The sequence below is a fragment of the Exiguobacterium sp. 9-2 genome, assembly GCF_036287235.1.
Classification (GTDB): Bacteria; Bacillota; Bacilli; order Exiguobacteriales; family Exiguobacteriaceae; genus Exiguobacterium_A.
In genome coordinates, this window is sequence record NZ_CP142850.1 from 961,369 (window position 1) to 973,076 (window position 11,708).

The 11,708-nt window shown below is 46.6% G+C and carries 13 protein-coding genes and 1 riboswitch; of the genes, 9 read left to right on the plus strand and 4 right to left on the minus strand.

All coding sequences use genetic code 11. The features are described from left to right. Positions 1-207: 207 nt before the first annotated feature. Complete coding sequence (locus VJ374_RS04945) at positions 208-1,089, minus strand: DUF1002 domain-containing protein (RefSeq protein WP_052019067.1); 882 nt, start codon at positions 1,087-1,089, stop codon at positions 208-210. 193 nt (positions 1,090-1,282) lie between these two features. After that, positions 1,283-1,389, plus strand: a riboswitch (TPP riboswitch). 72 nt (positions 1,390-1,461) lie between these two features. On the opposite strand from VJ374_RS04945, the gene tenA reads away from it, so the two are divergent. Together tenA and VJ374_RS04955 are read left to right on the plus strand one after the other, a co-directional pair. After that, the gene (gene tenA, locus VJ374_RS04950; RefSeq protein WP_329470369.1) at positions 1,462-2,157 is read left to right on the plus strand and encodes a thiaminase II; all 696 of its coding nucleotides are present in this window, start codon (positions 1,462-1,464) and stop codon (positions 2,155-2,157) included. 51 nt (positions 2,158-2,208) lie between these two features. Further along, on the plus strand, positions 2,209-2,505 hold the full coding sequence (locus VJ374_RS04955) for a hypothetical protein (protein WP_308101196.1): 297 nt from the start codon (positions 2,209-2,211) through the stop codon (positions 2,503-2,505). A 30-nt stretch (positions 2,506-2,535) separates the two neighbouring features. On the opposite strand, the gene VJ374_RS04960 is transcribed toward VJ374_RS04955, so the two are convergent. Together VJ374_RS04960 and VJ374_RS04965 are read right to left on the minus strand one after the other, a co-directional pair. Beyond that, complete coding sequence (locus VJ374_RS04960; protein WP_329470372.1) at positions 2,536-4,452, minus strand: glycoside hydrolase family 3 protein; 1,917 nt, start codon at positions 4,450-4,452, stop codon at positions 2,536-2,538. Positions 4,453-4,653: 201 nt separating this feature from the next. Further along, complete coding sequence (locus VJ374_RS04965; protein ID WP_035409037.1) at positions 4,654-5,427, minus strand: sporulation protein; 774 nt, start codon at positions 5,425-5,427, stop codon at positions 4,654-4,656. 110 nt (positions 5,428-5,537) lie between these two features. Between VJ374_RS04965 and VJ374_RS04970 the strand changes: the two genes are divergently transcribed. The 7 genes from VJ374_RS04970 (at position 5,538) to VJ374_RS05000 (ending at position 10,913) form a co-directional block, all read left to right on the plus strand. Then, positions 5,538-6,722, plus strand: coding sequence for a class I SAM-dependent methyltransferase (locus VJ374_RS04970; protein ID WP_035409035.1), 1,185 nt, complete (start codon positions 5,538-5,540; stop codon positions 6,720-6,722). A gap of 30 nt (positions 6,723-6,752) precedes the next feature. After that, positions 6,753-7,178 (plus strand): BrxA/BrxB family bacilliredoxin, encoded by a 426-nt coding sequence (locus tag VJ374_RS04975; RefSeq protein WP_023467616.1) that lies wholly within the window; start codon positions 6,753-6,755, stop codon positions 7,176-7,178. A 286-nt stretch (positions 7,179-7,464) separates the two neighbouring features. Beyond that, positions 7,465-8,238 (plus strand): transporter substrate-binding domain-containing protein, encoded by a 774-nt coding sequence (locus VJ374_RS04980; protein WP_035409033.1) that lies wholly within the window; start codon positions 7,465-7,467, stop codon positions 8,236-8,238. A gap of 57 nt (positions 8,239-8,295) precedes the next feature. Continuing rightward, the gene (locus tag VJ374_RS04985; protein ID WP_035409731.1) at positions 8,296-8,955 is read left to right on the plus strand and encodes an amino acid ABC transporter permease; all 660 of its coding nucleotides are present in this window, start codon (positions 8,296-8,298) and stop codon (positions 8,953-8,955) included. Between the two features lie 13 nt (positions 8,956-8,968). After that, the gene (locus VJ374_RS04990; RefSeq protein WP_035409728.1) at positions 8,969-9,691 is read left to right on the plus strand and encodes an amino acid ABC transporter ATP-binding protein; all 723 of its coding nucleotides are present in this window, start codon (positions 8,969-8,971) and stop codon (positions 9,689-9,691) included. A gap of 65 nt (positions 9,692-9,756) precedes the next feature. After that, positions 9,757-10,293, plus strand: a complete 537-nt coding sequence (locus VJ374_RS04995) for a GNAT family N-acetyltransferase (protein ID WP_329470377.1) — start codon at positions 9,757-9,759, stop codon at positions 10,291-10,293. Beyond that, positions 10,275-10,913 carry an HD domain-containing protein gene (locus VJ374_RS05000; RefSeq protein WP_442899598.1) on the plus strand — a complete coding sequence of 213 codons (639 nt, stop codon included), beginning with the start codon at positions 10,275-10,277 and terminating at the stop codon, positions 10,911-10,913. The genes VJ374_RS04995 and VJ374_RS05000 overlap by 19 nt, the downstream gene beginning before the upstream one ends. 60 nt (positions 10,914-10,973) lie before the next feature. Here the strand turns inward: VJ374_RS05000 and VJ374_RS05005 are convergent, their stop codons facing one another. Continuing rightward, positions 10,974-11,687, minus strand: coding sequence for a ZIP family metal transporter (locus VJ374_RS05005; RefSeq protein ID WP_035409029.1), 714 nt, complete (start codon positions 11,685-11,687; stop codon positions 10,974-10,976). Positions 11,688-11,708 lie beyond the last annotated feature (21 nt).

Below are 11,708 nucleotides of genomic sequence, written 5' to 3' on the forward strand. Positions count from 1 at the left end.
GATGCGCTTTGCTGTATTTTTCAATCATGAAGTTCTAAAAAAGGGCAGACGGGTGCCTTAGAACGCCATTCCATGAAAAATCGCGCGCAACAGATACAATTGTTCCATTAACCAATGTTTGCACGCAGCAAAGTCCATCATTTCACACCACCTTTCGTTTCAGATACAACCAGTTTACCATTATCTTGTTAATTGCGGAAGTCTGAATTATTTGAACACACCAGCAATCGAGCTGAAGAAGTCACTCAGACCATCAAATAATTTAGCGAAGAATCCTTTTGTCTCCTCGGACGTTGCAAACGCATGGATGTCTTGACCAGCATTTTTCAGTCCACTCTCGATTTGCCCCCAGTTGATGTTCGCTTGCTCCATTTGATTGAATAGATTCGTCAACCGATCCATCTGTGCATCAGACAGTTGGATGTTGTTGTTTTGAATGACTTGGACGATCAGGTTTTCGATCTCGACTTTTGTTTCCGGTTTTTGATTCGCGATTTCGGCCTTGATCTCATTCATCAAATCAGCGACTCTATCTGTCCCGACTGTCTTCCCGACGTCTGATGTGACCGATAATTCTTGCTGTGCTAAATCTTTCCGTTCGTCACTCAGCTTGATTCCGGTCTCAGCCGAAGTTTGATCATAGGCTTTCATGATTCCTGTCAGTGCCGATGTTCCAGTCACTTTATAAGGAGAAGTGATCGTGATGTCGGCATCTTTGACACCTGCCGTGACGAGAGCGTTCAAATACATATCCTTCGTCACCCACGTGATGTTTTCCGTCGCAACGGAAAGTCCGTCCCCTTTTTCCGTCAATTCGATCTTAGCGGATGAATACATGTTGCCGCCCTTTTGTGACTGGGGGATGTTTTTCCCGAGGTATTTTTCTTCGTCTGCAGAGGTTGCGATGATCGGTGTGATACCTTCCGGTGCATTGAGACGTGAAAGCACCCAAGCCTTATCTTTTGCGCCGAGTGACTCACCGAGAGTGACGATTGTCTTATCGACGACCTGCTCGGCGGATGCGGCTGTCGGAAGTAATAAAGCAGAAGCGATAACGGCTGACGCCATGATTTTTGTTGGTGTATGCATAATGAAATCCTCCAATTGTAAGTAACAGAATGAATTATAGTATCAGGTACTAAAATTAGTGTACGAGAACGAAAGAAGTTCGGAATCGGTCTGTAGATGGAGACGATATCCGCCTTCTGACACTCCATAGTATAGCGAAAAGAGGACAACTTGACTTCCATTTTCAGCATGCTATAGTGGATTTGAATCGAATAATGACCACTAGGGGAGTCGGTAGGCCGACTGAGACGAACGAAGACGTTCGGACCCTTTGAACCTGATTAAGTTCGTACTTACGGAGGGAAGTGGCGTCAAGTCTTGTTCTTCTTGCGCCATGCCCGTGTGTTTCGGGGTGGTGTTTTTTCGTTTCATAAAAACAAGGAGGATGAGATCATGACATTCACACAAGAAATCAAACAAGCAACACAAGCGTATTGGGACAGTAGTTTTACGCACCCATTCGTTCAAGGAATCGGCGAGGGAACGTTACCGCTCTCGAAATTTCGACATTATGTCATGCAGGATGCGTATTACTTAAAACACTTTGCGAAGATTCAAGCGAAGGCAGCGTCAAAAGCAGATGACTTTGCGACGATCGCGACACTTGCCGAGCACGCGACTTCGACATATGGGGCAGAACTGAGCTTGCATCAATCATTTTTCGAGCCGCTCGGTATCACGGAAGCAGACCTTGAAGCATTTGAACCGGCACCAACGGCATATGCTTACGTCTCACACATGCATCATGCGAGTGAAGGGACGCTTGGTGAGACGATTGCTGCCATCTTGCCATGTTACTGGTTGTATTATGAAGTTGGACAACAATTATTGACGTGTACACCGGATGAAAAAATCTATCAGCAATGGATCGACACATATAGTTCGGAATGGTTCGAAAAGGTCGTCTTTGAACAGATTGCACGGCTTGATGCGTTGGCGGAACAAGCAAGCTCGACTGAACGAGAGCGGATGAAACGGCATTTCGTGACGAGCTGTTATTATGAGTTGCTGTTTTGGCATATGGGATGGACGGAAGAAACGTTTACGTCGGTGTACGAGACGATTCCAGCACGGACAGTATCTTCCTAAAGAGTTAAATGGTAGAATTAGGTATAACATTTAGCGGAAGTAGGGGTAGAAATGGAAATCATCGTGATCGTACTTGCGATCAGCGCCGCGTATGCCGTGCAACGAATGCTGGGTAAAGTCAAAGTAAGATTTATTGGATATATCATTCCAACGTTAATCGTGTTGTCCGGTATATCCGCTACGACTCGAAACTTCAAGGTAGCATATAGCATGGGGAGCTACATTTCTGCTGTTCTTGTCATTGTCGTCTATGCATTACTGACCTATTGGTTATACCGCGTCTACCATCGTGCGAAAGAAGAAGCGGAATATCCGTATCAATCATTAAAAGACCGAGACATCCTTTAAAGGGGTCTCGGTCTTTTGTGAATCATGTTCTCATTTTTTCCAGTTTTTAAAGCCATCACCGAATTCGAGATGCAGTTGATCGGTAAAGATACCGTTCTGAAAGACCGGCACATCAACTGGTAAGGTGCCTTGCGGTTTGAACGTTCCGAAGATGGCTCGAATACCGGCAGGAAGATTTGGTCCCGCTGATTTCAGATTGCCTGCTTCGGAGTCCGGTCCGTTCGGATCCCCTTTAAAACCATAGACGAGGACGTGTGCCGGTGCGTCCGGTTGAACGGCGACATCGTATGGATTGCGGAGGCTAAGCAAGACGGATGGTATATCTGTTTGTTTCGCATACCGGAAGATTGAAGCCGGAATCGCTTGCTCTGGTGCAGTAGGCAGTAGTTTGGCACTCGTATTGACGTTTGAACCGACGATGATGTAATCTGCTGCATCGAGTTGTGCCCGTAGTGTCGGGTTTTGGTCGAGCGGTAGCGTAGTAGCCGAGTAATTCGCTGTCGTTACGTGCCAGTTCCGGTTCTTAGGCAGGGAAGCAATCGTCTTTTTCATGCTGTCCGTTTGATCCGTCGCAGGGGCGATCACAAGAACGTTTGCATTCTTTTTCGGCTTGAAGGGTAACGTCCGTTGATCATTTTTCACGAGTGTGACCGCGGCTTCCGTCATCGCGCGTTCTTTTGCTTTATGTTCGGGACTACCGACGATTTGGTTCGCTTGCGCGAGTTTATCTACTAAGGATGTCGTATCCGTCGTGCCATTCCATATTCCGCGTTCTGCCTTCAGCGTCAGGATCCGCTCGACCGATTGATCAATCCGTTTCTCTGACAGACGTCCGTCTTTGACTGCCGCAATCACGTCCTTAAAAATCTGGTCGAGTTTTGTGACATCCTGCTCGGAACGAAGAATCGTCGGCATGAGCGCGATGTCGACACCGGCGTCAAATGTTTTCAGAGCGGCTTCTGATTCCGTAAAATTGTCGGCGATCGCCTGCATATTCAAAGCATCCGTGATGACGATACCATCGTAGCCGAGTTTTTCGCGCAGTACGCCCGTGATGACGTCATCCGACAATGTCGCAGGTAAAGGGAAAGTGCCGTTTTTTGACGTGACAACTTCAGACTCGATTTGCGGCATTCCGATGTGTCCTGTCATGATCATATCGATGTCTTCGGCGATGGCACGCTTGAACGGGACGAGCTCGACTTGTTCCAGCTCCTCCAGGGACCGGTCGACAACCGGCAAGCCATAATGGGAATCGGTCGCGGTATCGCCGTGACCCGGGAAGTGTTTCGCGGTCGCTGCGACGCCTTCAGTTTGAATACCCTTCATCAAAGCGGAACCGAGCGTTCCGACGAGCTCCGGGTCACTTGAGAACGAGCGAACACCGATGACGGGATTTCCAGGGTTACTGTTGACGTCAAGAACCGGACCGAAGTTGACATTGATGCCAAGCGCATGCAGTTCAGAACCGATGATATGACCGGCATCATTGGCATACGCGCTACTACGGGTCGCACCTAACGCCATATTGCCGGGTAAGTTCGTTCCTGTTCCGAGCCGAGTGACGATGCCACCTTCTTGGTCGATCGTGACAAAGAGCGGAATATCGTTGCTGTCATCTTGTTTGACCACTTCTTGCAGATCATGAACGAGTTTTGTCGTCTGTTCGGTTTCACTGACGTTCTCAGCAAACAAAATGACGCCACCTAAATCATAGCGGTCGATGATGTTCGCGACTTCCGGAGCAAGCGACGTATGGTTACTGCCATTCCACTGCCGGAAGTCCGGCATGATCATCTGTCCAATTTTTTGTTCGAGCGTCATCGTGTCGATTTTTTGACTGATCCGATCTGCTGAAGATCCTGCCTCTGCCATGACAGGCAAACTACTTGAAACGAGTACTGCTGCGAGTCCTGCTGTTAACGTGAATTGCCCGATCCTTTTCATGATGTACATCCTCCTCTAGTCAAACCACGACTGGAATTCTTTTCAATACGGACAGTATAGCAAGGTGCTTGTTTTAAAACAATATTTTATTTGAAAACGATTACATTAGCAAATAAGTTTTAATAATGTTTTTGTGCATTCCGATTTGAACAAAAAAATGACTCCCCTTGAAGAGGAATCACTTTTTAGTCATTCGATCGATCAGCTATAGCGCTCCACGATGTTTGTCAGCTGGCGTTCGACAAATGACTGATCCTGCAGTTCACTATTGGATAGGCGTAGTTTGATCATTGACTCATCCGCTCCAGCCATTTCACTGAACAATGATCCGAGACTATGCGCACGACGATCGACTTGGACGATTAAATCAATCCCTGAGCTGTCTTGGAGCATGATGATTTCGATCTCATCCAGTTTATGAGCGTAGTGTGTATTGCGTGCTGAGTATTCAAGTTCCTGAGCAATCGGTAAATCTTTACGGAATCGTCCAGGTAATTTTTCTGTATCGGCTTTCTTTAACCGGAAGCCAAGTGACTCCATGGCATCTAAGACCGTCGTTTGGTAACGGTTTGCTTCGACGATGACAGCGTCACGGTCCGACGGATCAACGGATTGTGCGATGTCAAGTCCGGTCTCGATCCATGATTTCGATTGGCTGACGGAGAGTGGCGTATTTAGTGGCACACGTAATGTGAATGGAATTTCCCGCTCGACACCCGCTTCGATCGTGAACTTCGCTTCATTTAAGGCAAACCGGTCGAGCGTAAAGGTCGTAAACGTCGTACTATCATTGACTTCTTGTTTGTACTGCGTGTTGAATTCAAGATAAATCCGGTCAATTTCTTGATCGACGTTTCCACCTTTGATATGGACGACACCGTGGATTTGACCGCCTGGTTCACAGCGATCATCCGTCAACCGTGTGTCGACCGTTGCAGCACCGATTCCGATTTGTGAGAGAATTTTTTTGAACATGATGCATTCCTCCTTTTGATTACGTAAGAATGATGAAGCGTGTAAACTTGTCGAACAGGTACGAATTTGCTACAGTTTCGAAAGAACATTAGAAAAGGACGGGACGACTAGTGGAACTACATGAATTAAAAGCGAACCTTGCTTCGAAAATCACGCAAGGAGTACTGATCCATGCAACGATGAGCAATCCGCGTCAAAAATCCAATGATCTCCGACGAATCAAGGTAAAACCGATTCTATTAAGAGATACGGTGATGATGCAGGTTGAGTTTCAATTTGAACGCGTCATGAAGCATGAAAATATTTTAGTGGAGGATTTCATCGGTCGACTCGATGACTGGTTCACGGAATTCCGGCAATTCCTCTTCCGTTTTGAAGAAGAAGAATGGCAGTTCCAGCTCTCGAAAAAGATGAAAGTCGCGATCAAGACATCCCAAAAGGAACCGATGAAAGCACTCTTGTCGCATGACCGAAAAAAAACCTATCTATTAGAAGACGGTGTACCGGTTCCGTTTCTGATTCGTCTAGGTGTGATGACGGAAGCGGGGCAAGTCAAAAAACAGAAGTACGATAAGTTCAAGCAAATCAATCGCTTCCTTGAATTCGTCGAGGATAGCATCGCCGCCTTACCAACAGGAAAAAAACTGCGGATTTTAGACTTTGGTTGCGGGAAATCGTATTTGACGTTCGCTCTCTACCATTATTTAAAAGTCGTCAAAGGATTCGACCTTGAAGTGACAGGTCTTGATTTAAAGAAAGAAGTTATCGAAGAATGTACGCAAATTGCACGTGATCTGGATTATACCGATCTGACATTCCGCGTCGGGGACGTTCATGATTATACAGGGGAAACGGAAGTCGACCTGATGGTGACGCTTCACGCTTGTGATGTCGCGACGGACGTCGCACTCGCACGAGCTGTCGACTGGAATGCATCAGTCATCCTAAGTGTACCGTGTTGTCAAAAGGAGCTGAACCGTCAACTGGACTGCGCTCCACTTGATGTCATGCTCCAGCACGGACTGATCAAAGAAAAATTCGCATCACTTGCGACGGACTCGATTCGTGCCGAGTTATTGACGCTTGTAGGATATGAAGCGCAATTGCTTGAATTCATCGATCTTGAGCACACACCGAAGAACATCTTGATCCGTGCGTACAAACAAAACAAGCGACCAACGGAAGAAAAAATCGACCGGTACATCGCGTTCCGTGATCTGTTGCAGGCGCGACCATTTTTAGAAAATGAATTAAGCGGCAGACTTGGACAGATTTCACCGAAACTCGTACAATAAGAAGGAGAACGAATCAAAGGAGGCAATACGATGGATTTCCAAATGTATTTTGAAGATGTCGTCCAAACAGCCCGCAAAGAAGCGCAAGCTGCTGGATTTGAAGAATTAACGACGCCAGAGAGCGTGGATGAAGCAATGAAACGGGAAGGTCTGACACTTGTCCTTGTCAATTCTGTTTGTGGATGTGCTGGCGGGATCGCCCGTCCTGCAGCAGCGTACGTCAATCGGAAAGAGGGCATCAAGCCCGATCATTTCGTCACAGTATTCGCTGGACAAGATCGCGAAGCGACAGACCGTGCGCGTGAATATTTCGAAGGTTATCCACCTTCATCTCCATCATTTGCGTTAATGCAAGATGGAAACATCCTCTCGATGGTCGAGCGCTTCGACATCGAATCGTTCACGGCGGAAGAAGTCGTCGAGAAACTTGAATCATTAATTGAAATCTACGCCTAAACGAAGAAGACTCCTGAAAAAGGAGTCTTTTTTGTGTATTCATAAGACTAAAATAATAAATTTTAAATTTGAAAACGTTTGCAAAATTGTATAAACAGTCATTTATGCATGATTTATGAATAGAAAGTCAAAAAAATTTATATATTTATGCTTTACAGTGAATAAATATTCGTATATCCTAAAAGCAATAGAACAGGTCAGGCTTTTCGGTATTGAATTGGACATACACATAAGTCATACTATTGTTAAAGTTCTGACAATTGAGCGTTGGAAGGGGAAAACTCGAATGAAAAAATTATTAGCAACGGCAATGGCAGGCATTCTGGCAGTCACAATGGCAGCATGTGGCGCGTCGGAAGAATCAACAGGTGGATCAAGTAAGGATGATAAAGTATTGACGATGGGAACATCAGCGGATTACTTCCCATTTGAATACATCGATACGAAAAAAGGAGAAGACATCGTCGGCTTCGACGTTGCGATCGCCAAAGAAGTTACGAAAAATCTTGGATATAAATTAAAAATCGAAGATATGGAATTCGGTAGTCTACTTGGTGCGCTTAGCTCAGGTCGTGTGGATTTCGTCATGGCGGGCATGACACCAACGGAAGAACGGAAGAAAAATGCTGACTTCACGGACATTTACTTCGAATCGAAAAACTTAGTCATGACGAAGGATAAAGCGATCAGTTCAGAAGATGAACTCAAAGGTAAAAAAATCGGTGTCCAGCTTGGTTCGATTCAAGAGGGACTCGCGAAAGACCGCTTTAAAGACAGCGAAACGGTTCCATTGAACAAAATTCCAGAAATCATTCAAGAATTGAATACAGGTCGGATCGATGCCCTCATTATCGAGGATGCAGTCGCCGTCAAATACATGGATCAAGATGCCTCCCTGAAAACGTACCAGATTAAAGAAGATGGTCCAGCTGGTTCAGCAATCGCCTTCAAAAAAGGGGATAAGATGCGTGACGATTTCAACAAAGAGCTGAAGAAAATGATCGACAGTGGTGAAATCGATAAATTAGCAGAAGAGTGGTTCCAAAAAGAAGCAAAATAAGTCAAGTGCATGGGGGTGGGGGTAACCTCATCCCTTTTGTGCGACGTTAGGAGATTGATTATGATAGACTTTACAAAGATTCAAGATTCAATTCCATATATTCTCGAGGGCATTCCGGTCCTCTTCCAAGTCGTCATCGTAGCAGCCATTGCCGGGATGCTGATCGGAATCGTCGTCGCGGCACTAAAAATCACAAAAAGTCGAATCCTCCGTTTCATCGGTCATGCCTACACAGCGATTTTCCGGGGTACACCACTGATTTTGCAACTGGCAATCGTTCACTTCGGATTACCGCAACTAACTGGATATGTCACGACAGGATACCAATCAGCAATCATCGCCTTCTCTTTGAACTCCGGAGCGTATATTTCGGAAATCATTCGGGCAGGGATTCAGGCTGTTGATCGTGGACAATGGGAAGCAGCAGACGCGCTCGGTATTTCGTATTTCAAACAACTGCGTTCGATCATTTTGCCGCAAGCCTTTAAAAACATCCTCCCAGCGATCATGAACGAATTGATCACGTTGACGAAGGAGTCGGCGCTTGTCTCGACGGTCGGCGTGCTTGATGTCATGCGCCGGGCGCAAATCGTCGGAGGAGAAAAGGCAATCTATTTCGAACCGTTATTGTTTGCCGGATTCGTATATTTTGTTCTTGTCATGGGATTGAGCTTGATAGGCCAACAAGTCGAAAAAGCTATGAGAAAGAGTGGGTAATCAGATGGAACCTATGATCCAAGTCACCGATTTGCATAAGCAGTTCGGAAAATTAGAAGTATTAAAAGGTATCTCGACGACGGTTACACGCGGTGAAGTCGTCGCTGTCATCGGACCGTCGGGATCTGGTAAATCAACATTTCTACGATGTATCAATTTACTTGAACAACCAACGAGTGGGACGATCATCGTCGATGGTTTTGAACTGACAAAACCAAAGGCGAACATCTCGAAAGCACGTCAGAACATCGGCATGGTTTTCCAACAGTTCAACTTGTTCCCGCATAAGTCTGTCCTTGATAATCTGACGTACGCACCGATCAATGTCCTCGGAATTTCAAAGGACGAGGCGATTAAACGAGCGGAGACGTTACTGGAACGTGTCGGTTTAGCGGAAAAACGCGATAATTACCCGAATCAGTTGTCAGGTGGACAAAAACAACGGGTCGCGATCGCCCGCGCACTTGCGATGGAACCGAACGTCATGCTGTTCGATGAACCGACATCAGCCCTTGACCCAGAGATGGTCAACGAAGTGCTAGACGTCATGAAGCAGCTTGCTGAGAGTGGAATGACGATGGTCATCGTGACGCACGAGATGGGCTTCGCAAAAGAAGTCGCCGATCGTGTCTTGTTCCTCGATGAAGGAATTTTAATGGAAGAAGGTTCACCAGTCGAACTCTTCGACAATCCGAAGACGGACCGGGCAAAAAAATTCCTCGAAAAAGTTTTATGATCACCGTACGCTAACTCTGAAAAGGGGTTAGCGTTTTTCGATTTTTAATATAGAGGGGGATAAGAATGAAAAAACTACTGGAAGGTCATCATACTCGTCTGACACGTTTTCAACCGGAAGATACCGAAGTGATGCAACGATTGCTTGACGATGCGACATTCGCCCGTCATTTTAGTGCGACGCCATATCGTCATTTATCCATGGATAAGATTGAAAAGATGATGGCGACGGATGCACCGGAGACGTTTCGATTTGCGATTCGGAACTTTGAAGATGAACGGATGATTGGAGTCGTTGCATTAGAAGATATTTTACCGACACACGGAACGGCATGGTTGATGATCGGCATCGATTCGGATTGTGAAGGGCAAGGGTATGCGACGGATGCGCTACAGACGATCCTCGAATACGCCTTCTTGGAGCTGAATCTGTACCGGATTCAATTGACGGTCTTTGATTATAATTTGCGTGCAATTAAATTATACGAGCGACTTGGGTTCGTGCAGGAAGGAAGATACCGTGCTTTTTTACGACGAGACGGAGAGCGGCATGACATGTTACTGTATGGATTACTTGAACCGGAATGGAGGGAACGACAATGATTCAAGAAACGGAAGCGTTCGTCCGGTCGTTTCATGCGACGGACTTTTCAGGTCATGATTATGCTCACATTGAACGAGTTCGCCGTTTAGCGTTACATATTGCAAAACAGGAAGGCGGGAATGTTCGGATCATCGAATTAGCAGCCTTACTTCATGACGTAGCAGATAGCAAACTCGGGGGAACGGCAGAGACGGTCGCCACCTTTTTGCAAGGAAAGGTGACAGAGGAGGAACAGGAACAGATTTTAAACATTATCACGAGCCTGTCCTATAAAGATGGCACACGTCCACCAATGCGAACGATCGAAGGAAAAGTCGTCCAAGACGCCGACCGTCTCGATGCGATCGGCGCAATCGGGATTGCGCGAACGTTTCAGTTCGCTGGTCGGTTCGGGGAGCCAATGCATGTGCCAGGACTAACACCACGAAAGCCGGGTGATCGAACAGGCGAGACAAGTGCCCTGAATCATTTTGAAGAAAAGTTATTCCGACTAAAAGATTTAATGAATACGAAGACGGCCCATCATTTAGCGGAGGAACGACATCGCTACATGGAAGAGTTCGTGGCTCGTTTTAAGGAGGAATGGGAGGGGGTTACGGGAGGAACAGGTGAGTTTTAAATTGTTTAACACATAAGGCGTGTTGTCCGGTTCGTTTCCCGGACAACACGCCTTATGTGTTTAACTGAGGATGATGGCAGTGATTAATCCAAGTGCTGCGAACAGACCAACGATCGCGCCGCCTTCCTCGTGAGCTTCCGGCATCATCGTCGAAGCGAGCATCGCGATGATCCCACCACTTGCGAAGCCACCGATCATGGCGAACTGCATGTCTGGTAGTTCTGCGAGAACCGTATAGCCGGCGAGTGAGGCGAGGGCGGAGATTAACCAGACGACTCCCCACATCAGCAAGACTTTTTTCTTCGAAAAGCCATCTTTTCGTAACCCTGTCGTACTCGATAAACCTTCCGGGATGTTACTGACGAAAATTGCCGCGACGAGTGCCGCGCTGACATTTCCAGATAACAGACTGGCACCGATCATGATTGATTCTGGGATGGCATCAAGAATCGTCCCAAAGAAAATCGCCGTCCCCGTGCCTTCATTCCCACCAGACGAGCGTTTCCGTTTACTCGCGCCGCGTGACGAGACGAACAAGTCAAAGCCCGTAAAGACAAGTGCCCCGACGATAAAGGAAATCGCAACGACGAACGTTGTTGATTTCTTTAATGCCTCATCGAGCAACTCAAATGTCGCTGCTCCAATCAAGATTCCTGTTCCAAACGACATGATGTAACCGATCAGTCGTTGTTTTAAGGGTAAGTACAGTCCAAACAAGGCGCCAATGACAACGGCGCCACCTGCTAACGCACCCCAACCGAACGCACCCCACATATGACCGCCTCCTTCTTGTAC